The following is a 22,994-nucleotide window of genomic DNA, read 5'->3' as shown; positions in this document are numbered from 1 at the left end:
CACCGTGCCCCGGAACACGGACAGCGAGCCGGGGCACCCACCCCGCCCGACCGGGCCGTTCACCGCCCTGGCCCGGCTGGCGTCCTCGGGTGCGCTGCCCGCTCCGGCCGGGCCGCGGGACCCGCTGGGCGGATACCGGCCGATCCTGCGCACGCTGCTGCGCGAACTCGCCCGGGCCCACGCGGTGCGCTACGCGGCGCTGTGGCTGCCGGCAGAAACGCCACCTGGCACCGGTGCTTCATCATGGACAGCCGAGATCACGTGGCGGCCCCGGCGCTGGATGCTGGGTGCGCTGCCGGACCCGATAGCCGACCCGGACCTGCTGCTCGGCACGGCCGGTGTGGTCGCGACCGCGGACGTGACCGCAAGCGGCGCCCGGTACGGGGTGCTGGTGCTGGCATACCCGGAGAATCCCCGGCACCCGCTGGCCGCGGCGCCGCCGCTGGGCGAGACGGCGGTCTGCGTTGGCCTGCTGCTGCGCCAGGCTGGCCACCGCGCGGCGTGCACCGCCGTGCGGGCCCGGGTCGACCGGGCGGTACGGCGGGTCAGCGCGACCCGGCTGGAACTGCTCACGGTGCAGGCGGTGGAGCGCGACCGGCTCGCCACCGCGGTCACCGCGACGCCCGGCCGGCAGCTACAGGCGATTCTGGACCGCACCGCGGACCTGGAGCGGGCGCTGTGGGCCGGCTCACCGCAGGCCACGGCGATCGCCGGCGACATCCGGGCCGGGCTGGGCGAGATGATCGAGCAGTTCCGGTCCGTTGTCCGCGGGGTGTACCCGCAGGTGCTGCGCAGTACCGGCGTGCGCGCGGCGTTGGAAGAGGTCACCGCGGCGCTGCCGGTACCGGTGGTCCTCCGCGGCGAACTGGGCCGGCGCCAGGGCTGGGAGGTCGAGTCCGGGCTGTACCAGGCCGGTGCGTCCGCGGCGGCTGCGCTAGGCGCCGACGGCGGCGAGCAGCCGGTGCACCTGGAACTGGGCCGGTCCAGCGGCGTGCTGACGATCCGCGCGCAGCGGGCCGGAGCCGAGCCGGCCCGGGTCGCCGCGACGCTGCGGGACGACTCCCGCCGGCTGGCCGCGTTGGGCGGCCGGCTGCGGGTGGAGCGGGCCGGTCGGGGCGCGCCGACCGTGGTGGACATCCTGCTGCCGGAGCGGCTCGGCGGTGACTGGCCGGAGCCCGCGCGTACCGCCGCGCCGGAGCCCGCCCGTACCGCCGCGCCGGAGCCGGCCGGGCCGCAGCCGGGCGAGGCCGACGCCGCGGCACCCGAGCTGTTGGTCGGGGTTTCCGCGCGCCGCCTGCTGACCCTGCTCGTGACCAGCCGGGAGGCGCCCGCGGGCAGCCCGCCGTTACGGGTCGCGGTCGACCGGCAGGACGGTCAGGCCCGGGTGGTGGTGGTCGGGGCCTCGGCACCTGAGCTGGTGTCGGTGCTGTACGGGCCGGCCGGTACCGCCCGATGGGAGCCGTCGGTCGGGGTGGTCCCGCCGACCGGTTACCAGTACCAGCCGTACCCGCGGATCACGCTGGACCCGGCTCGCGGGGCGCCGCCGTGGCGGCCGGTCCGGCTGCCCGGCTGGTCCGGCGCCGCGTGGCCGGGCGCGGCGGCCGGGGTGGACCGGATCCTGGTCGAGGGACCCGTGGACGCGTTGCGCGGGCTGCGGCTGCTGCACCACCGCGATCGGGTCGACGCCGATCTCGCGGCCCGGCTGCGCCGCTGGTCGGGTACTGCCGACGGGCCCCCCGACGCGGTCGTGCTGGTGCTGTCCGGGCCGGCCAGCGCGGCGGAGTCGGAGTTCCTGACCGCCCTGCGGTCGCCGTACGGGGAGGGGTTCTCCCCGGTGGCGATCTGTGCGCTGGAGGAGGGTACCGCCGCGACGGCGGGATCACAGCAGAGGCTGCGGTCGATGTGCGAAACGATCGTGGACTGGCGTGCGGCCCCGGGCGGCGGTACCGCGGTCGAGGCGGCGCTGCACGCCGGGGTACGCGCCTGGGCGGGGGTACTGGCCGCCCGGTGGGCGCTGCGCGCACTGGCGGCCTGCCTGACCGCGGGGCAGCTGGACGACCAGTTCGCCCGGGCGGTGGAGGCGGCCGTCGCGGGCGCGTACGAGGTGGCCGAGCTGGACCTGTTGCAGGCGTTACAGGGCCGGCGGATCCGGCTGCCGCGCGGCCACGACGAGGCGCTGCGCCTGCTCGGCGCGCACGGTCCGGACTCGCGTTCCCGGCTCGGCCTGACCGGCGACGCCGGCTCGGGGGAGGTGACCCGGGCCGCGACCCGGGCGCTGGTGTTCTGGCGGACCCTGTCCATGGCGCCGGACTCGGGACCTGCCGGGCGCGGTGCGTGCGCGCTACTGGTACGGGCGTGCGAGCGGCTGCTCACCGCAGGCGCCGATTGATCGGCGCGAGGAGCAGGCGGGCGGCCCGGCGGGACGGCTCAGATCGCCACGAACCCGCTGACCCGGGTACCGGTGTTCGGGCTCGACCGTACCGTGAGCGTGCCGTCGACCGAGGCCAGACGGGCGGCGAGCTGGCGCAGCGGCATCCGCCCGTCGGTGTCGAAACCCGGCCCGGTGTCGGCCACCTCGAAGCTCAGGCCCCCGGGGGAGGTACGTAGCGTCAGCGTGACCGCGGCGCCCGGGGCGTGCTTGTGCGCGTTGCTGACCGCCTCCAGGCAGGCCAGGTAGACGGCGGCCTCCACCTCGGGCGGGTACCGGTGGCCGGTCAGGCCCGGGTCGATGTCCAGGGTGACCGTGTCGAGCGTGTCCAGCCGGGCCGCCAACGCGGTCACCAGACCGTGGTCGGCCAACGGTGCCAGCAGGCCGGTCGCGGTGGTGTGCAGCACCTCCTCGGTGCTGGCCAGCAGCTCACGCAGCCGGTCGAGGTGCTTGCCCGCCTCGGCGGCGTTGCCGGCGTCCAGCTGGTGCTCCACCATGGCCAGTGACATCTGCAACGCGACCATGTGGTGCTGGGCGCCGTCGTGCAGGTCGCGCTCCAGTTGGTACCGCTGGCGCTCCATCTCGCCCGCGGCCCGCAGCCGGGTGTCGGCCAGCAGCAGGGCGCTCTGACCGATCAGCCGCTCGGCGCCGCCGGTGATGAGCTGGGCCTGGATGTCGCTGACCAGCAGGCGGGTCACCGCGTGTAGCTCGGGCCACCGGCGCAGCCGCTCGGCCGCCGCCGGCGGCTCGATCACGAGGTCGGCCAGGACCTGCTCGCCGTCGCACAGCCGGACCGGCGCCGCCTCGGTCACGGGTACCGCCGCCTCGGTGCCGGTGGCGGTCCACCGGTACTCCTGCACGGTGTGTTCGACCGGCGCGTCGGCGTCGTGGCCCGCCGGCAGGGGCAGCCACAGCGCGATGGTGACCGTGGCGGCCTCCAGGCACCCGCCCAGCGCCCGGGCCAGGGCTTCGGCCTGCACTCCCGGCAGCGGCCGACCCGGCAGTCCGTGCACCGCGTCGACCACCCGGGTCACCTTGTCCGATGGGCCCGGCACCGGGAATGACCCGCCAGGTCGCTGCGTCGAGCGGCGCATGCCCTCACTGTAGGCGACTCCGGTCGGGCCGGGCTGGCCCGGATCGTGGGCCGCGACGGCCTTCCGCCACGGTCGCGTCCAGGGGCTCATGCGGCGCAGAGCAGGTGGCTCTCCGTTGCCTTGCGAGCCGCCCGCAGCGCGTAGTGCAACCGGCTCTTGACCGTGCCGACCGGCACCCCGAGCGTCGCGCTGACCTCAACTGCGGTCCGGCCGTTCAGGTACGTCTCCACCAGCGCGGCCCGGTGCTCCGGCCACAGCCCGCCCAACACCTGCTCGACCAGCAGGGAGTCCACCACGCCGGCCATCGGGTCCGCCGTGGCGACCTCGGCGGCGTTCTCGATGTCCACCTCGGTCGGCCGGGCCTTCTTCATGCGGTACCCATCCATCACCAGGTTGTGCACCACCCGGCGCAGCCAGCCCAGCACCGATCCGCGGTCGGCGGTGAGCTGGTCCAGGTGCCGCCACGCCCGCAGGAACGCCTCCTGCACCACATCCTCGGCGCGCCCGGTGTCGCCGTCGGTCAGCCGCTGCGCGTACCTCAGCAGCGGCTGCTGGTAGGTGTCCATCAGTTCGCGTAGGCGGGAATCGCTCTCCAGCGCGCTGCTGTGTCGCTTGCTCTGCACCTGTTCGGCCATGCCCATGACAGTGCCGCCGCGGGCCGGCCGCCCGACATGGTGCGGCCCCTGCTCCCGCGGGTGCCAACCCGCGAGTTGGAGAGGGTTATCCCTACGCCCCGCGCTGGCACCTGCGGCCCACGCCGCGCCGCCGCTGGTTCCCGTGTCGAGCGGTGAACCCGACGATGCCGCGATGCCGTGACCCACGTGGACGACCTCGCACCCGGCGGCGGTACGGGCAAGGCGGTCGTCCGGACCGCCGCGCCGGCCGGTACCGCGGCCGGGTGGTGGCGGCCCCGAGTGACGGCGCCGTGGCGCCCCGACCGAAGAGGTGGGCATGCAGGAGACGGACCTCCCGACGGTGGGCATCGGGATCACGACGCACAACCGGGGCGTCGTGCTCCGTACCGCGTTGGAGGCGATCCGCAAGTACGCGCCCAGCGGCGCCGCGATCGTCGTGGTCGACGACGCCAGCGACGAGCCGGTGGAGGAGGCGACGTTCCGCTTCGACAGCAACGTCGGTATCGCCCGGGCCAAGAACAAGTGCCTGGAACTGCTGGTCGAGTTGGGCTGTACGCACCTGTTCCTGTTCGACGACGACTGCTGGCCGGTCGTGGACGGCTGGGAGCGGCCATACATCGACAGTCCCGAGCCGCATCTGATGTACATCTTCACCGACACCCCGCGTGGCCGGCTGACCGACTCGATGGAGATCTACCGGGACGGGCAGCTTCGGGCGTACACCCATCCCCGCGGTTGCCTGCTCTACTTCGAGCGGCGGGTGCTGGACCGGGTGGGCGGGTACGACACCCGGTACGGCCGGTGGGGGTACGAGCACCTGGACCTCTCCAACCGGATCTACAACGCCGGCCTGACCTCGTTCCGGTTCGCCGACGTGGTCGGCAGCGGAGACCTCATCTTCAGTTGCGACGAACGCACCAAGGTCGGCTCCAGCGTGTCCGACATCGAGCGCTTCCACCTGGTGCGCAACCTCAAGACCCGGTCGGAGGCCAGCTACACCTCGGCCGAGTACCGCGAGTTCCGCACCGTCCCGGTCGGCGCGGCGGCGGCGCAGAACGTGGTGCTGACCACGTACCTCACCGCGCAGCCCGACCCGCAGCGCGGCGTCACCTGGACACCGAACTACGCCGACCTGGCCGAGTTGCGCCGCTCCGTCGAGCGGCACGGGCAGCGGTTGGTGGTGCTGCACGACTGCCTCGACGAGCCGGACACCGACCTGGTCACGCACGTGCGGGTGGTGCCGGGCGGGGCCGGCGGTTCGCCGTACTTCCACCGCTGGCTGTGCTGGTGGCGGTACCTGCGCGAGCACCCCGAGATCGACCAGGTGTGGTGCGTCGACGGTACCGACGTGGAGATGCTGCGCGATCCGTTCCCGGAGATGGACGACCGGCTGTACGTGGGCGACGAGCCGGCCCCGCTGTGCATCCCGTGGATGGTGTACCAGCACGGCGGCAGCGCCAAGCTGTTGCAGTTCCTGTCCGACAACCGGGGTGCCCCGCTGCTCAACTGCGGGCTCACCGGCGGCCGGCGGGAGACGGTGCTGGAGTTCTGCCGGGACCTGTTCGACTTCTGCGTCACCAACGCCCGGGAGGCCGGCCCGGTCGACATGGGGCCGTTCAACTACGTGGCCCGCACCTGGTACGCGGGAATGATCGTGCACGGCCGCCAGGTCAGCACGGAGTTCCGTAAGGGCGACCGGGCCAGCACCGAGTCGTGGTGGCGACACAAGTAGGCGCATCCGGACCGTGGCAGGAGTGAACCCTGCTGGCGCACCGGGCGTGCCACAGATGAACCCTGGACGCGGTGAAGGAGGGCGGTGACCGTGGACGTGGACACGGACCTGGACGTGGCACCGGAGGTGACACGGGACGACGAACGTGACGAGTCGATGCACGCGTTGCTGCTGCGGTTGGCCGGCTCGCTGCCGGACCGGGTGCTGACCGCCGCGCGGGACGCGCTGGCCGCCGGCCGGCGGCTGGACGTCGTACAGGCGGTCGCCTTCGAGGCGGTCTCCCAGCCGCTGCAACTGGACGCCGACGAGATCGCGGCGATGCGTGAGGAACTGGCCCTCAGCGGCGGGGACATCGACCTCGGCCTGGCGCTGGAGGAGCTGCGCGGGGAACGCCCGCCGGCACCGTGGCAGTTCCTGTCCGACCTGCCGACCAAACAGGAGGACCTGGCGTCGATGGTGCTCCCGCAGGACCGCACCGCCGACCCGGTCGACGTCCTCGACCCGGCGGACCAGGCGCTGGTGGCCGCGGCGTCGGCAGTCCCGACGGTACGCGCGGTGTGGCGGGCGTGGCGGATGCCGTCCACCGCCCGCCCCTGGCAGGACCCGGTACGGGTGGTCGTGGTCAGCGTGGACGGCACCTCGGACTCCCTTCCCGCCACCAGCGCCCAGCTACGACAGGTCATGGTCGAGGCCGGGGACGACGAGGCCCAGGTCGAGGTCTGCTGGGCCGGGGTGGAGGCGCCGTACTATCAGACCCTGGCCCGCTCGTCCGGCTCCCTGCTGTGGGCGGCGCGGCCGGGCGCGCCGGTGGTCACCGCCCGGCTGTTCGACGGCGTCGATCCGGTGCGCGGCCCGTGGTTCGCCAGCAACCGGCCGGTGGTCTCCGATCCCACGGAACGCGACGACCTGCTCGACGCACTGCGCGGGGGGGTGGTCATCGCGTGGAGCAGCGCCGAGATGCCCGACATCCTGGCCCCGGACCGGGGCGACGTGGTGCCGATGCACCTGCGTACCGACGGGACCTGGCTGTGGAGCGAGGCGGTCGGTTACTACCTGGAACACTACGGCCTGGCGCCGGACCCGCAACTGGTCGCGCACCTGACCGGGGACGAGCCCGTCGAGCCCATGGACGAGATCTCCGTGCACCGTGCCCTGGTGCACCTGTGCCGACCGGACGCCGAGGCGGTCGTCTGGTCGCCGTCCGGTGCCGACGACGCCCCGGTCGACGCCCTCTCGTCCGACATCCCGTCGCCCGACGGCCTGGCGCCGGCCCACCTGGAGCTGCCGGACGTGACACCCGAGGCAAGGCCGGACGCCGGTACGCTCCGGCCGGTGTCGCCGTGACCGAAATGCTCGCCCTGCGGCAGCGGGCACCCCTGCCGTCGTCCTGGAAGGTGTCGCAGCCGGCCCAGGGCGAACCGGTCGGGAAGCACGTGGCGCGGTACCTGCGACAGGCGTCGCAGGCGGTGGGCGCCGCCGTGGCGCGCATCCTGCCGGACGCCGGTGCGCGGGTGCCGGTGCTCGGTCCGGGGCCGTGGGAGGCACCGGGATCGGTCACCCCCGGCCCGGCTGGTTGGTTCGCGCTCGCGGTCGAGGCCGGCCGGTCCGGCTTCCGGCTGGACGGCCGGCCGGTGGCCGCCGCCGACCTGGCCCGGGCGATCTGGCACTGCCCCCGCTGGCGGGGCCGGCCGGTGCTGCTGGTCACCCAGCCCTCCGCGTCGGCCGACGGGGTCGGACCGGTGCTGCACCAGCTCGCGGCCGACCTGGGGGCACCGGTCTACGCCTCGGACTCCGGGATCCGCTTCACCTTCGGGCGCGCCTCCGCGAACGGGCTGTTCTGGTGCTGGCGTCCGGGCGGCGGGGACGAACCGGAGCCGGCGGGCAACGTGCTGCCCCCGCTGGGACCGGTACGCGTCCGTCCCACCCCGACCTGCCGGGTGCCCGGCCGCAACCACCAGCCGCCGTCCCCGGTGCCGTCCCCCGCGACCCCCGATCCGGGAACCGCCCCGTCGCCCGCCGACCCGGCAGAGGCCACGTCACCCGCTGCGGCACTGGAATCCGGACCCGAGCTGCCTTCGCCGGTGGAAGCGGCGTTCGAGGTGCACAGCCTGGCGCTTCCGGTGATCGAGCTGCCCCGGCCCGACCTCAGCGTCCAGCGCATGGTGCTGACGGAATTCGACGTGCCCGGGCTGGAGCTGGACACCTGCCGGCCGCTGATCGCCGACCCGGATGCCGCCAGCCCGACCGTGTCCGTCCCGGCTGCGGCCACCCTGACGGCATCCGTGCCGGCTGCGGCCACCCTGACTGCGGTCACGGCGGAAGCCACGGACGCTCCGACGACCGGCCCGGGAAGCACCGATGCCCCGGCGAACGGCGCGGGCGGCGATCCGCCGCCGGTGTCACCCGCCAACCGGGGCGCGGCGTGGTTCGGGGTACGGGCCCGCACCGACGAGGCGGACCGGGAGCGGCTGCGTACCGTGCTGGGCTGGAAGTTCCAGGCCCACTGCCGGACGGTGGCCCGGGCGCTGTCGATGCACCCGGGGCTGCGCAGTGCGGTCGGCGCGCACGACGTGATGGCCGGGCTGGTCACGGTGCTGGCTCTGCTCGACGGGGTGGGCGAGCGGGTCAACGACGCGTTGCGCGGTGGAGGCACGCCCGACGAGGACGTCCAATTGCTGGCCCGGTGCGCCCGCGCCGGTCTGGAGCAACTGCCGGCCGTCGGGGGACCCGTCTTCGCCACGGTGCCCGCCGGACTGGACGTCGGCCGGTACCGGGCCGGGGACCTGGTGGTGGAGCCGGCGTTCACCACGGTGTCTTGTCACGGCGGCACCGAGGGCGACGCGGGCCGGTACGCGATCTGGTCGGCCACCGCGCGGCGGCTGGACCAACTGGGTATCGCCGACGGGCCTGGTGTCCGCGCCGGGCGGGCCATGTTCGCCGCCGGTTCCCGCTTCGCGGTGCTCGGCGTCGACGAGGGGCCGGACGGCGCGCCGTACGTACTGCTGCGGGAGGTCGTCTCCGGGCACCGCGACGGCGCACTCGACGAGCGGGTGGCCGGCAAGCTGCGCGGCGCGCTCGCCGCCCAGCCGCAACGCGCGGCGCCCGCGCCGCTGCCGTGGCCGCTCGGCTTCGCGGCCGGCGACCGCCCGTTCGCGCTCGAACCCGGACCGGGCGGCGCGTGATGTACGAGGAGACGATCCCCGGCTTCCTCCGGTCCGACCCCGGCGGCCCGGCCCGGCCCGGCCCGCCCCACGCCGGCAACACCCCCGGCGGCGACAGTCAGCAAGGAGCGAATCCGTGACCACCAGTGTGCTGTCGGTGTCGGCCAGGGACACCGGATGCCTCACCGACATCTCCCGGGCACTGGAGTCGGCGGCGCCCGGCGACACCGTCGCGGTACGCCCCGGCGTGTACCGCGAGGCGCCGCTGTTCCGCCGGAACGTCGTCCTGGTCGCCGAGGACGGCCCGGGCACCGTCACCATCGAGGTGCCCCCGGGCGGGGCCATCCTGGCGGCCGGGGGCGAGATCCTGATCCAGGACATCGCCATCCGTGGCGGCGACGAGCGGATGCCGCTGCTCCAGGTGGCGGCCGGCCGGGTTCGCCTGGAGGCGTGCACCGTCGACGCCACGGCGGCGGCCGCGATCCACGTGCGCGGGGGCACCGTGGAGATGCGCGGCGGCGCGATCGGCAACTCCGGCGGGGCCGGCGTGGTCCACGAGGCCGGCGCGGGCGAGTACACCCGCGTACGGATGAGCGGCATCGCCAAGTGCGCGATCATGACGGCCGGGTCGAGCGCCCCGGTGTTCCGGGACTGCACGTTCACCGGGGTCGCGGAGGTGGCGCTCCTGGCCGTGGGCGCCAGTGCTCCGCGCCTGGAGGACTGCCGCATCGACGAGGTCGGCCAGTACGCCGTCGTCGCGCAGCAGGCCGCCCGGCCGTACCTGACCGGGACCACGGTGTCCGGCGGCGAGGTCGGGCTGCTCGTCAGCGACCGGGCGACCCCGGTGCTGGAGCGCTGCGAGATCCGGGACGCCCGGGTGCACGCCGTGGTGACCATGGGACAGGCGGCGCCCGCGCTCTCCGACACGCGCGTCACCCGGGCCCGGGGCCACGGCCTCGACTGCCGGGACACCTCCGCGCCGCAGCTGACCAACTGCGAGGTGCGTGACTGCGGCGCGGCCGGGGTGGTGGTCAACGGCACGGCGACGCCGCACCTCACCGGGGGTACCGTGGCGGACTGCGCCGACGCTGGGGTGTTCCTGACCGGCCGGTCGAAGGCGCGGCTGGAAGGGGTCGGGGTCCGCGACGTCCCCATCGGCGTGGCGATCGAGCAGGAAGCCGACCCGCACCTGCACGGCCTGACCATCGAGGGCGTCCGCTACGGCCTGCACGCGACCGGTGGAGCCGGCCGGTTCTCCAACGGCCAGGTCACCGGGGCGCGGACCGCCGGGGCGAAGCTCGCCGACAGCGCGACCACCGTGCTGTCCAACTCCCGGATCACCGGCTGCCGGGTCGGCGTGGAGGTGGCCGGGAACGCCCGGCCCACCCTGTCCTCGATGGCCGTGGAGGAGTCGGGTGGGGCGGGCGTGCGGACCGGCGGCCCCAGCGCGGCCACCCTGTCCCGCAGCCGGATCAGCGGCAGTCGCGGCCCGGGGATCCGGGCCGGCGCCGGCAGCACCGTCACCGCCACGGACTGCGAGATCGTCGGCAACCAGGGGCCGGGTGTCGTGGTGGAGACCGACGCACCGGTGCGGCTCCACGGCGGGGTGGTGCGTGGCAACGGCGGCGTCGCCGTGGACGCGCCGAGCCCGACCGCCGCAGTCGAGTTGTCAGGAGTGGACACCGGCCACAACGGACGCCCGATCTCCCTCCCGCCGCCCGGGGCCGGGCGGCCGGACGCACCGGGGGCCGACGACCCGAAGTCCGCTCCCGCCTTGACCGGAGGCACCGGGTCGGACGTCACCCCGCCCGGGAAGCTGACCGGTGCCCGCCCGTCGGGCCCGCCGTCCGACGTCGGGTCATCCGCTCCGGCGGTGCCCGCCGGCGGCGGTCCCGGTCCCGGTGACGGGCCGCCGAGTGGCGGCGCGACGGGTGGCGGTGGGGAACCGGACGGGCCGGTGGCCGCGCTGCTGCGCGAACTGGACGGACTGGTCGGCCTGGCCGGCGTCAAGCACGAGGTGGCCACCCTGGTCGGGCTCAACCAGATCGCCAAGCGTCGCCGGGAGGCCGGGCTGCACGTACCGCCCATGTCCCGGCACCTGGTCTTCGCCGGGCCGCCCGGCACCGGTAAGACCACCGTGGCCCGCATCTTCGCCCGGATCCTGGCCACCCTCGGGGTGCTCTCCAGCGGGCAACTGGTCGAGGTGTCCCGCAGCGACCTGGTCGCCGAGCACGTCGGCGGCACCGCGGTGAAGACCACGGCCCGGTTCGAGGAGGCCCTGGGCGGGGTGCTGTTCATCGACGAGGCGTACACGCTCTCGACCGGCGGGGGCGGCGGCCACGACTTCGGCCGGGAGGCCATCGACACCCTGGTCAAGCTGATGGAGGACCACCGGGACGAGGTGGTCGTGGTGGTCGCCGGCTACACCCCGAACATGCGTACCTTCCTGGCCGCCAACCCGGGTCTGGAGTCCCGCTTCGCCCGTACCATCCAGTTCGACAGCTACTCCGACGACGAACTGGCCGAGATCGTCGAGCGGCTCTGCCGCGCCCACCACTACGCGCTGGAGTACGAGACGCGGCAGGCCCTGGTGCGTCACTTCAGCGAGATGCCCCGCAACGAGACCTTCGGCAACGCCCGGGTGGGGCGGCAGGTCTTCGAGGACATGCTGGGGCGTCAGGCGTACCGACTGTCGAACAACCCGCAGGCCCCGGACCTCGAACTGGCCCGGCTGCTGCCGGAGGACCTGGGCGACCAGGCGGCTGCGCCGTCGGCGGCGGCCGGCGTGGCGCAGGCCGTCCAGGACCTGCTCGGCAAGCTGAACGCGATGGTCGGCCTGGACGCGGTCAAGCGCGAGGTGACCGACGTCATCGACCTGATCGCCTCCACCGAGGCCCGGACCCGGGCCGGCCTGCCCGCTCCGACGATCTCCCGGCACCTGGTCTTCGCCGGGGCGCCCGGCACCGGCAAGACCAGCGTGGCCCGACTGTACGGGCAGCTGCTCAACGCGATGGGTGTGCTGCGCACCGGGCAGCTCGTCGAGGTCTCCCGGGCCGACCTGGTCGGTGAGTACGTCGGACACACCGCCGTCAAGACCACCGACGTGTTCAACCGGGCGCGCGGCGGCGTGCTGTTCATCGACGAGGCGTACGCGCTGGCCGGCCAGGGCAACGACTTCGGTCGGGAAGCCATCGACACGCTGGTGAAGCTGATGGAGGACCATCGGGACGACATCGTGGTGATCGCGGCCGGGTACACCGGGGACATGCGCCGGTTCCTGGCCAACAACGTCGGGCTGGCCTCCCGGTTCAGCCGGCAGGTCCCGTTCGAGTCTTACACCGCCTCGGAACTGGTGTCCATCGTGCAGACGCTGGCCCGCGACAGCGGCTTCGACTTCAGCAACGACTGCCTCCCGGTGCTGTCGGAGCACTTCGACAGCCTGACCCGGGACGAGACCTTCGGCAACGGCCGGTACGCCCGCCAGTTGCTCGAACGCACCATCACCAAGCAGGCCAACCGGCTGCGCCGCTCGGCCGCACCGACGGTCGACGACATGCGCCAGCTGTACGCGGCCGACGTACGGGCAGCCCTGGCCGCCTGACCCAGTAGCGACGAGAGAAGGTGCCCGGAGATGCCGGCAGTGAGTATGAGCGGTACGTGGCGGATCATCGTGGTGGGCAAGGAGTCCCTCTACGCGCAGCGGCTGGTGTTCTCCGGCGACGTCCAGAAGATCCTCGAACTGGAGGTCGGGACGTCGGCGTCCGCGAGTGGGCGGCGCTGGAGGCTGCGGTTCGAACACCACCGCGGGGACGGCGTCTGGCGGCCGAACGTCTCGGTGGAGGCGGGTGCCATCGTCCGGTGCGGCAACGAATTCCAGCGGCTGATCGCGACGAAGGACGTGTACTGGACCGGTGACCGCGGACACGACGACCTGAAGCTGCTGCTCACCCGGCCGGCGTCGGCGGGTGCCCCGGAGGAGGGAGTGGGCGGGGAGCCCTTCGCCGTCGACGTCAACCTGCACGGGCTGCCGGACATGCCGGTGCTCCCGTCGATAGACGGCGCGGATGTGACGCCGGAGAGGCTGCGGTCGTACAGCGAGCCGGGGTCGGCGGGAACTCCCCTGCGGAGACGGTCCTTCTGATCGCCGCGGGCCCCGGCTCGCCCCGCCCGGCCGACGGCGTTTCCGGAATCGCGCGGTGCGAACAGTATCGATCCCGGTACCGGTCAACCCTTTCCGGCTCGCAGCCGTGTAGTGGATGTGAGCACCAGACCTTTCCGGCGGCCGGCCCGCCGCAACGGACCCGAGCTGCCGCACGGCGAGATCACCCTGCAGGAGCCGCCGGTCGTCCCGGAGGTTCAGCCCGCCGGATTCCGCTCGCTCGGGATGGTCCTGCCGAGCCTGCTGATGACCGGCGGGTTCATGTTCATGATGATGAGCAACTCGCTCAGAGGCCCGATGGGCATGGTCATGCTGGTCATGATGGGCGGCGGCATGCTGGCCATGGCCGTGTTCCAGATGACGATGACCGGCGGCAACCGCAAGCAGCAGATCAACGGCGACCGGCGTGACTACTTCCGCTACCTGTCCCAGACCAGGGCGCAGGTCCGCCAGTACGCGGCGGAACAGCGGGACGCGCTGGCCTGGCGGCACCCCGACCCGGAGTCGCTGTGGTCGCTGGCGATGACCAGCCGGCTGTGGGAGCGCCGACCGACGCATCCGGACTTCGGCGAGATCCGGGTCGGCACCGGCGCCCAGCGGCTCGCGGTGCGTATCACCCCGTTGGACACCAAGCCGGTGGAGGACCTGGAACCGGTGTGCGCCAAGGCGTTGCGCCGGTTCATCAAGGCCTACACGACCGTGCCCGACCAGCCCGTCGCGCTGTGCCTGCCCGGCTTCGCGCACGTGCGGATCAGTGGCGACCGGGACGTGGCGCGGCGCATGGTGCGCGCCATGCTCGCCCAGTTGGCCACCTTCCACGCCCCGGACGAGCTGCGGCTGGCCCTCTGCGTCGGCGCCGAGCAGGCCGAGCAGTGGGAGTGGGCCAAGTGGCTGCCGCACGCCAAGCACGCCACCGACGTCGACGTGGCCGGGCCGGTACGGCTGTTCGGCACCACCCTGGAAGAGGTGGAGCGGCTGCTGGGCGCGGAGTTCGCGGGCCGCTCCCGGTACGACGACGACGCCCAGCCCTCCCGCGAGGAACCGTTCGTCGTGGTGGTCTGCGACGGCGGCGTCATCCCGCCGGGCGCCCGGCTGACCGTCGCCGGGTACCGCAACGCCGTCCTCGTCGACTTCGACGGCCGCGGCCTCGCCGACGGGGACAACGTGCTCAACCTGGAGGTGTCCGCGACCGACGTGGACATGATCGAGAAGGACCACGTGGGCCGGGATGTGCGTACCCGGCTCGCCGCACCCGACCACCTGGACCTGCCCCGGCTGCGGACGCTGGCCCGGATCATGGCCCGGCACGCCACCAAGGTCACCGGTGAGCAGCCGGCCAGCGGGCTCAGCGCCGTCCTCGACCTGCCCGACCTGCTGGACATCCCCGACCTGGACACCTTCGACCCGCGCGCCCGGTGGGAGTCCCGCTCGCCCGCCGACCGGCTGCGGGTGCCCATCGGGGTGGCCGCCGACGGCTCCCCCATCGAGCTGGACATCAAGGAGTCCGCCGAGGGCGGGATGGGGCCGCACGGCATGCTCATCGGCGCCACCGGGTCGGGCAAGAGCGAGCTGCTGCGCACCCTGGTCCTGGCCCTGGCGGCCACGCACTCCTCGGAGACCCTCAACTTCGTGCTGGTGGACTTCAAGGGCGGTGCCACCTTCGTCGGGCTGGACCGGCTGCCGCACGTCTCCGCGCTCATCACCAACCTGGCCGACGAGGCCGCGCTGGTCGACCGGATGCAGACCACCCTCCAGGGCGAACTGGTACGCCGGCAGGAACTGCTGCGCAGCGCCGGCAACTTCACCTCGGCGCGTGACTACGAGAAGGCCCGTGCCCAGGGCGCCGAACTCGACCCGCTGCCCACCCTGTTCGTGGTGGTGGACGAGTTCAGCGAGCTGATCGCGGCCAACCCCGAGTTCATCCAGCTGTTCGTGATGATCGGCCGGCTCGGCCGCTCGCTCGCGGTGCACCTGCTGCTGGCCTCGCAGCGCCTGGAGGACGGGCGCATCCACCAGCTCGAGGGCCACCTGTCGTACCGCATCGGGCTGCGCACCTTCTCCGCGATGGAGTCGCGGGCCGTCATCGGCGTACCCGACGCGTACGAGCTGCCGGGCGATCCGGGCAACGGATACCTGCGCTCCAGTGTCACCAGCATCACCCGGTTCAGGGCCGCGTACGTGTCCGGCCCGCACCGGGTACGCAGCACCGGGCTGCACCGCGAGGTGATCGCCAGCCAGGTGGTCGCGTTCACCGCCGGGGCCGCCGCGCCCGCCGTCCCGGCGCCGCGCCCGCCCTCGGACCCGACACCGGACGAGCCGACCGACACCGGCACCACCGTGCTGCACGCGCTGGTGGACCGGCTGGTCGACCAGGGTCCGCCAGCACACCAGGTGTGGATGTCGCCACTGGAGGACGCGCCGACCCTGGACGACGTGCTGCCGCCGCTGTTGCCCGACCCCGAGCACGGGCTGCGTCCGATCGACACCGGCCAGCAGGGGTACCTGCAGGTGCCGGTCGGTCTCATCGACAAGCCGTTCGAGCAGATGCGCGACCTGCTCGTGGTGGACCTGGCCGGGGTCGGCGGGCACGTGGGTGTGGCCGGCGGACCGCAGAGCGGCAAGAGCACCCTGCTGCGGTCGCTGGTGTGCGGGCTGGCCCTGACCCACTCGCCGCGACAGGTGCAGTTCTACTGCCTCGACTTCGGCGGCGGTTCGCTGGCCGGGCTGACCGGCCTGCCCCACATCGGCGGGGTCGCCGGTCGGCACGAACCGGAGCGGGTGGGCCGCACGGTGGCCGAGGTCCGCTCGATCCTCGTCGAGCGGGAACGGCGCTGCGCGGATCTGGGCATCCACGGCCGGGACGCCTACCGGCAGGCGCAGGCCGACGGTCGCATCCCGGAGGACCGGTTCGGCGACGTGTTCCTGGTCGTGGACGGGTGGTTCGTGCTGCGCCAGGAGTTCGAGCCGGCCGAGGAGATGGCCCGGGACATCGCGGCCCGTGGCCTGAACTACGGGATCCACGTGATGATCACCATGGGCCGCTGGTCGGAGCTGCACATGTCGATGCGGGACAAGATCGGGACCCGTCTCGAACTGCGCCTGGGCGACCCGGTGGAGTCCGGGATCGACCTGCGTGCGGCGGCCCAGGTGCCCCGTCGGCCGGGGCACGGGCTGACCGATGCGAAGCTGCACTTCCTCGGCGCGCTGCCGCGCATCGACGGCGTCCAGTCGGCCGACGGGCTCGCCGCGGCCACCGAGCACCTGGTGTCCGCGGTGGCGGACAACTGGGCCGGGGAACGTGCCGCCGCGGTACGCACCCTGCCGGCCTCGCTGCCGATGGCCGAGCTGCCGGCGCCGCAGGACGCCCGCATCGCGCTCGGCGTGGACGAGGACCAGCTCGCGCCGGTGTGGCACGACTTCCGGGCGATGCCGCACCTGACCGTGCTGGGGGACACCGAGAGCGGCAAGACAAACCTGCTGCGTCTCATCGTCCACGCGATCGTCGCCAGCCACACCCCGGCCCAGGCGCGCATCATGGCCGTCGACTACCGGCGGCAGCTCTTCGATGACGTGCCGGCCGCGTACCGGCTCGGCTACTCGGTCTCGGCGGACAGCACCCGGGACACCGCCGCCGAGGCGCTGGCCGGCCTCCGGCCGCGGGTTCCCGGCCCCGACATCACCCCGGAGCAGCTACGCGCCCGCGACTGGTGGTCCGGCCCCGCTCTGTACGTCCTGGTCGACGACTACGAACTGCTCGCCGGGCCCGACAACCCGTTGGCCCACCTGACCCCGTTGCTGCCCCAGGGCGGCGACATCGGGCTGCACGTGGTCGTCGCGCGGGCCGCGGCCGGGGCGATGCGGCTGTCGATGGACCCGCTGCTGCGGCGCATCCAGGAACTGAACACCCCGGACGTGGCGCTGTCCTGCCCGCCGACGGAAGGCCCGCTGCTGGGTAACACCAGGCCGCGTCCGCTGCCCCCGGGTCGGGCGCTGCTGTGCACCCGGCGTGGCAGCCGGCTGATCCAGACGGCACTGGTACCCGCGCCCGTGCCCACCGGGGCCGGCCGATGACCCGCACCGCCACCCGCCCGCGCCGTACGCCCACCCCACCGGCCCAGCCCGCCGAGCCCGCTGCGCCGGCCGAGCCTGCCGCGCCGGCCGATCCCGTTGCGACGGCCGAGCCCGCCGCGCCGGCCGATCGCGCCGCGGCGTACGCGGCGGCCGAGGAACTGGCCCGGCGGCTGCGGGCCCTGGCCTGCCTGCCCGGACCGTCCGCCGCGCCGACCGCCTGGCCCTGCGACACGGGGCTGCTGGACTGGCTGCGCCGGATGACCTACCCCGCCCTGTACACCTGGGCAGCCGAGGAGAACCTGTCGCGCCGCTGGATCGGCGGCGACATCTTCGGCTCCCGCCGGCTGTCGCGGGCACCGGAGTTCCTCGCCGGCACCGACCTACGCCGTCTCGCCCCGCACCTGGTCGCGCCGCTGTTGCGGCGGGTGAGCATGACGCGTCCGGCGCCGAGCGTTGCCGAGCTGACGCCTGCGGCCCTGGCCGCCGACGCCGGCCGGGTCAGCACGTTCCGGCGCGACGGCGCCGCCCGGCTCTGGGGCCAACCGGAGCACACGCCGCCGCTGCCCGACACCACCACCATCCCGCACGTCGTGCACGGCATCTGGCTCGGCCGGCCGCTGCCCGAGTCGAACGGCTTCTGGACCAACTACGGCGCGGCGGCCGACAGCTACGCCGGCCAGGTCGACTTCGTGCTGTGGACGGACATCCCGCGGGCCCGCTTCGACGCGGCCCGCGCCACCCCGCCCGCCCCGGCCGGCCAACCCGATCCGCTGGCCCCGGTACGCGCCCTGCTGACCTGGGCGAACACCCACGGCATCCACCTGGTGAGCGTGGCCGAACTGTTCCACGCGAACGCGCCGATGACCCTGCACAGCCCGTACGCCCTGGAGCTGAACCGGGGGCTGCCGCAGGGCTTCGCGGCGGCCAGCGACCACCTCCGGGTCGAGGTGGTGCACCGGTTCGGCGGCCTGTACGCCGACGGTGACCTGCACTTCCTCCCGGACGTCGCGCTCCCGCCGGACGAGCGGGCCGACAGCCCGGAGGGTCAGGGTGCCGAAAGCCCGCCGGGCGGTGGGTACCGGCTGTTCCGTGGCCGGTGGCACGGGCCGCCGGAGGCCGACGGGCCGGCCCGGTTGCCGGAGCTGTTCGACCGGGTCGCCGCGTCGACGCACGGGTTCACGCTGCACGCGCTCACCGACGAGATCGTCCTCAACGACGTCATCCTGGCCCCGGCGGGGCATCCCGCGCTGGCGTTGTGGCTGGAGGGCGCGCGGTACAACTACCTACGCGACCCGCGCGACCTGTACGCCGCCGACACCCCCCAGCCGGCCGGGTCGGACGCGCCGGCCGGGTCAGGTCCGCCGCCCCCGCCGGATCCGACGCCTACGTCGCCCCCGCCGCCCACATCGGACCCGCCGGCCGGGTCCGACCCGCCGGTCGCCGGGGCGTCGGAATGGCGGGGGGAGCCGGCCTCCTGGACCTGGGCGGTCACCGCGGTGCGTACCGGGCGGGTGCACCACTGGCTGCTGGCCCGGCTGGGCATCGGCGCGGCCGATCTGGTCAAGTCGGCGCCGGCGGTACGCGGGCACAGCGAGCTGAGCTGGCTGCCGCCGGTCGACGGCCAGCCGCCGGTCGCCTGCCCCGACCCGGACCCGCTGCCGACTCTGGTCGCCTGCGTGGACCTGCTGCGCTGGCAGCACCTGTCGCGCTCCGGGGACCTGTGCCTCACCGCGGTCGCTCCGCTGGTACGCGGGCTGCCCGAGCCGGACACCGCGTGGACCGCGCTGCTGCTCGCGTTCGGGCACCTCTCCACCGACCTCGGCCCGGTCACGTCGGTCACCGACCGGCGACGCAACCAGGACCAGACCCTCGACATCGTGATACTGCCGCCCGAGGCGGAGGCACTGCTGGACCGCACCACGACACCGGCCACCTGGTTCGGTTCCGCCCGCTTCGGCGACGCTGGCGAAGCCGGACCGGAGGCCACCGCCGGCCGGGAGTACTGGTTCCTGAGCGAGCGCACGGCCCCGGCCCGGCTGCTGCCCGCCGCCCCGTAGGCAGCACCCGGGGCGGACGAAAAACTTGTGAACTCCGGTCACCGTGCACACGTGTTCGGGATATGAGCGCCGAGCGCGGGGAACTCTGCCGACTGCTGGTCGTCGGACCGACCAGCCAGGTCGACGTGAGTCTGCCCACCCACATCCCTTTGGCCGACATGATGCCGGCCCTGCTGAGCGCGCTGGGACCGGACCTCGCCGATCGTGGGCTGGAGCACAGCGGCTGGATCGTGCAGCGGTTGGGTGGACCGGCCTTCGACGAGTCGCGCACCGTAGGCGATCTCGACCTGCTCGACGGCGAGGTCGTGCACGTACGCCCGCGTACCGACCAGATCCCGCCGCTGGCCTACGACGACATGGTCGACGGCGTCTCGGCCGGCATCCGCAAGCGGTCCGGGCTGTGGCGTCCGCAGACCACGCGGGTCACCGCCCTGCTGCTGTTGGCCGCCTGGCTGGCCGCCTGGCTGGCCGCCGCGCGGATGTGGCCGGCCGAGTCCCGGAACCCGGTGCTGCTCGCGGCGATGGCGGCGATGTGCTTCGTCGCGGGCTTCGCGGTGGTACGCAAGCTGGCCGACCGGGCCACGGCCGGCATCCTGGGGGCCGCCTGTGTGGTCGGTACGGTGGTCGCCGCGCTGGAGGCGGTCGCCGGTGCCTCCGTACCCTGGTTGATCTTCCTGGGTGCCAGCGCCGGCACCGTCGCCGCGTCGCTGGTGGCCGCGTTCGTCTTCCCGCGCACCGGCTGGCGGCAGGTCACCGTCGGCCTGCTGGCGGAATGGCTGCTGGTCGTCGCCGCGCTCTGGCTGCACACCAGGGCCACGCTGGACTGGACCACGATCGCCGCGATCACGGTCGTCGTCACCACGGCGCTGCGCCCGGCGGTACCGGCGGCCGCCTTCAAGCTCGCCGGGTTCGCCCTGCCGGAGATGCCCGTCGAACCGGCGGACCTGCAGAAGAGCATCGACCCGGAACCGGCCGCCGGGGTGCTCGCCCGGGCCGCCGCCGCCGACCAGTTCATGACCGCCCTGTACGCGGCACTCGGGCTGGTCTCCGGGGCCGCGATGGTGTGGCTGGCGATGGCACCCGGCTGGGCCGCACCGCTGGCCGCCTGGCTGGCCGCCGTCGCCCAGATCCTGGTCACCCGCCCGATGACGAGCATCTGGCACCGGGTGGCGCTGGCCGGTCCGGCGTTGGTCGCCATGGCGACCTGGTGCCTGACCGCGCCCACGGACCGGAGTCCGCTCGCCGCCCAACTGGCCATCGGCTGCTGCGTGCTCCTGGCGGTGGCGTGCGGGTTGGCCGCGCGGATCCCGGTCGGCCGGCGGTTCAACCCGATCTGGGGCCGGATGGGCGACCTGGCGCACACCGCGATGGTGGCCGCCCTCGGGCCGACCGTCGTGGTCATCACCGGCCTGATCGACGTGATCCGGGCGCGGGTGGGTTGACATGTCGTCGCGTCGTGACCAGGTGGACGCCCAGCGGTACATGATGACCCGGGTGACCGGTGCGCTGGTGCGGGCCGAGCCGGAGACCGCCGAGTCACCGACCCGCCGGGACCGCACCGGCACGATCGCCGGTCTCGTGCTCGGAATCCTGCTGCTGGCCGGAGTCGCGATCTGGGCGCTGATGCCGGGATCGGGCTCGACCAGTTGGCAGCAGCCACGGATGCTGGTGGTGGACTCCTCGACCGGAGCGCGGTACGTGCTGGTCGACGGCCACCTGCACCTGGTCAACGACGTGGCGACGGCCACCCTGCTGGCCGGCGGTCGACTCACCCCGGTCACCGTCTCCTCGTCCAAACTCGCCAAGGTGCCCCAGGGCCCGCCGGTGGGTGTCCCGACCGGGCCGCAGGTGCTGCCGGCGGCCAACCGGGTCAACCAGGGCGTGTGGCGGGCCTGTAGCCGGGACACCAGCCGGGTCGTGCTCGACGTCGACGTGCCAGCGGCCCCCGACCAGCTCGGCGACGGGCAGGCGCTGCCGGTCACCGCGGGCGGCAAGACCTACCTGCTGTGGAACGGGCGACGGCTGCTCCTTCCCCAGCCGTGGATGGCCGACGTGCTGGGGCTGGGGCTGCTCGCTCCCGTACCGGTGGCGACCGCCTGGCTGGAGTCGATCCCGCTGGGCGGCACGGTCGGCCCGCCGAAGGTGGCTCGGGCCGGCGGCACAGGCCCGAAAGTGGCCGGCCGGCCGACCTCGATCGGCCAGATGTTCGCCGTGGACATGGGCAACGGCACGGTCAACCACTACCTGATGACCGCCGACGGGCTGGCCCCGCTGACCGAGACCGAGTACCGGTTGCAGCGGGCCACGCCGGGCGCGGCCAGGGAGACCGCCGTCACCGCTGCCGATCTGGTCGCCGCCGGCCAGCGCAGCCCGGTGCGGCCGCTGACCACGCTGCCGGCCACCCCGCCCGCACCACCGTCCATGCCCGAGGACGCCGTGGTCTGCGTGGAGTACGCCGGGCAGGCCGACGAGAAACCCACGGTCGTCCTGGCCGGCGGGACCGGCATGCCGACCGGCGGCAGCGGCGGGAAGACCACCGTGACGGTGCGGGTGCCCTCGGGCGGGGGAGCGCTGCTGATGCCCCCGGCCGACGCCGACACCGACCGGTGGCGGCAGCAGGGCCTGCTCATCAACGAGCGGGGGATCGCCTACCCGATCATGGGCGGCGACGTCACCACCCTGGGCTACTCACTCGACCAGGCGGTGGTCATGCCCACCCCACTGGTCGCCATGCTGCCCCCCGGGCCGGCACTGGTCCGGCCGGAAGGGAGGTGAGGCCGCGGGATACCCGAACGTCCCGCCGCCGTGGCCCGCCCCTCCGGACGGCACGGCAGGCGCGAGCACATGTCCCACCGATCGCAACAACACGACCGATAGAAGACGAGGAGAGTCATGCCAGTCAACCAGCAGGGGATCGTCGCCGATGAGGCGACCATCAAGGGCATGGTCATGGCGTTCGGCCAGGCGCAGGCCGAGGCCAAGAACAGCCAGCAGGCCGTCACGGCCGCCAGCAGCAACCTGTCCGCCCAGTGGCAGAGCGACTCGGCCGCGCCGCGGTTCCTCCAGGCCGTCCAGCAGTGGCTGAACGGCTTCCAGAAGGTCCAGGCGGGCCTGGACATGCTCAACCAGAACATGCAGCAGTACGCGCAACTGACCACCACGACCGAAGACGACAGCGCCATGCGGGCCGGCGGCTGGGCCGTCGGCTGACCGCCGAGCCCTCACCTGTGAAAGCCGGGCCGACGAAACCCGGACCGACGAACGACAAGGAGGCCGGAAATGGCCAACTACAGCATTAACCCCGCTGCGGTTCAGGCGGTCGCCGACGAAATGGCCAGGGAGACCCGCGAACTCGACCAGTCGCTGGCGAACCTCCAGACCTCGGTGGCGAGGTTCACCGCAGCCAACAACGGTCAGGCGCCGGAAGCCTACAAGGCCGCCCAGGCGCTGTGGAACCAGGGGCAGCAGGAGATGAGGGCGGCCCTGGCCCTGGGGCAGCAGCGCCTTCAGGAGATCAACGTGAACTACCAGCACGGCGACAACCGGGGCGCGGCCATCTTCAGTTAGCAGCCCGCCGAACCGACGTCGCGCGAGGTCGGGACGGCAGTTCCGCCGAGCCGCTTCCGGGTCAGACGCGCTGGTCCACCGCACCGCCGG

General features: G+C 73.8%; 14 protein-coding genes. 12 read left to right on the top strand and 2 right to left on the bottom strand.

Annotated elements, in window-relative coordinates:
- Positions 1-4 precede the first annotated feature (4 nt).
- Positions 5-2,389 (top strand): hypothetical protein, encoded by a 2,385-nt coding sequence (locus OOK41_RS22140; RefSeq protein WP_266266568.1) that lies wholly within the window; start codon positions 5-7, stop codon positions 2,387-2,389.
- A gap of 38 nt (positions 2,390-2,427) precedes the next feature.
- On the opposite strand, the gene OOK41_RS22135 is transcribed toward OOK41_RS22140, so the two are convergent.
- Complete coding sequence (locus tag OOK41_RS22135) at positions 2,428-3,522, bottom strand: ATP-binding protein (RefSeq protein ID WP_266266567.1); 1,095 nt, start codon at positions 3,520-3,522, stop codon at positions 2,428-2,430.
- An 86-nt stretch (positions 3,523-3,608) separates the two neighbouring features.
- The gene (locus OOK41_RS22130) at positions 3,609-4,157 is read right to left on the bottom strand and encodes a sigma-70 family RNA polymerase sigma factor (protein ID WP_243640202.1); all 549 of its coding nucleotides are present in this window, start codon (positions 4,155-4,157) and stop codon (positions 3,609-3,611) included.
- A 316-nt stretch (positions 4,158-4,473) separates the two neighbouring features.
- Here OOK41_RS22130 and OOK41_RS22125 point away from each other — a divergent pair, with 316 nt between their 5' ends.
- The 11 genes from OOK41_RS22125 (at position 4,474) to OOK41_RS22075 (ending at position 22,904) form a co-directional block, all read left to right on the top strand.
- Positions 4,474-5,889 (top strand): glycosyltransferase family 2 protein, encoded by a 1,416-nt coding sequence (locus OOK41_RS22125; protein ID WP_266266566.1) that lies wholly within the window; start codon positions 4,474-4,476, stop codon positions 5,887-5,889.
- Between the two features lie 84 nt (positions 5,890-5,973).
- Positions 5,974-7,233, top strand: coding sequence for a hypothetical protein (locus tag OOK41_RS22120; protein ID WP_266266565.1), 1,260 nt, complete (start codon positions 5,974-5,976; stop codon positions 7,231-7,233).
- Complete coding sequence (locus OOK41_RS22115; protein WP_266266564.1) at positions 7,230-9,071, top strand: hypothetical protein; 1,842 nt, start codon at positions 7,230-7,232, stop codon at positions 9,069-9,071. Before OOK41_RS22120 ends, OOK41_RS22115 begins: the two co-directional genes overlap by 4 nt.
- A 115-nt stretch (positions 9,072-9,186) precedes the next feature.
- The gene (locus OOK41_RS22110; protein WP_266266563.1) at positions 9,187-12,651 is read left to right on the top strand and encodes an AAA family ATPase; all 3,465 of its coding nucleotides are present in this window, start codon (positions 9,187-9,189) and stop codon (positions 12,649-12,651) included.
- Between the two features lie 30 nt (positions 12,652-12,681).
- Positions 12,682-13,191, top strand: coding sequence for a hypothetical protein (locus OOK41_RS22105; RefSeq protein WP_266266562.1), 510 nt, complete (start codon positions 12,682-12,684; stop codon positions 13,189-13,191).
- A 117-nt stretch (positions 13,192-13,308) separates the two neighbouring features.
- Positions 13,309-17,280: a type VII secretion protein EccCa gene (gene eccCa / locus OOK41_RS22100; protein WP_266266561.1), complete on the top strand. Its 3,972-nt coding sequence runs from the start codon at positions 13,309-13,311 to the stop codon at positions 17,278-17,280.
- A complete protein-coding gene (locus OOK41_RS22095) occupies positions 17,277-19,337 on the top strand; it encodes a hypothetical protein (protein ID WP_266266560.1) in 2,061 nt (686 codons plus the stop codon). Before eccCa ends, OOK41_RS22095 begins: the two co-directional genes overlap by 4 nt.
- Before the next feature lie 62 nt (positions 19,338-19,399).
- Positions 19,400-20,779, top strand: coding sequence for a type VII secretion integral membrane protein EccD (gene eccD, locus OOK41_RS22090; protein ID WP_266266559.1), 1,380 nt, complete (start codon positions 19,400-19,402; stop codon positions 20,777-20,779).
- Between the two features lies 1 nt (position 20,780).
- The gene (gene eccB / locus OOK41_RS22085; protein WP_266266558.1) at positions 20,781-22,112 is read left to right on the top strand and encodes a type VII secretion protein EccB; all 1,332 of its coding nucleotides are present in this window, start codon (positions 20,781-20,783) and stop codon (positions 22,110-22,112) included.
- Positions 22,113-22,229: 117 nt separating this feature from the next.
- The gene (locus OOK41_RS22080) at positions 22,230-22,547 is read left to right on the top strand and encodes a WXG100 family type VII secretion target (RefSeq protein WP_117672888.1); all 318 of its coding nucleotides are present in this window, start codon (positions 22,230-22,232) and stop codon (positions 22,545-22,547) included.
- Positions 22,548-22,616: 69 nt separating this feature from the next.
- A complete protein-coding gene (locus OOK41_RS22075) occupies positions 22,617-22,904 on the top strand; it encodes a WXG100 family type VII secretion target (protein ID WP_091644242.1) in 288 nt (95 codons plus the stop codon).
- Positions 22,905-22,994 lie beyond the last annotated feature (90 nt).

The sequence above is a fragment of the Micromonospora sp. NBC_01655 genome (genome assembly GCF_026339755.1).
Taxonomy (GTDB): domain Bacteria; phylum Actinomycetota; class Actinomycetes; order Mycobacteriales; family Micromonosporaceae; genus Micromonospora.
This window is presented reverse-complemented; position numbering and strand designations above follow the sequence as displayed.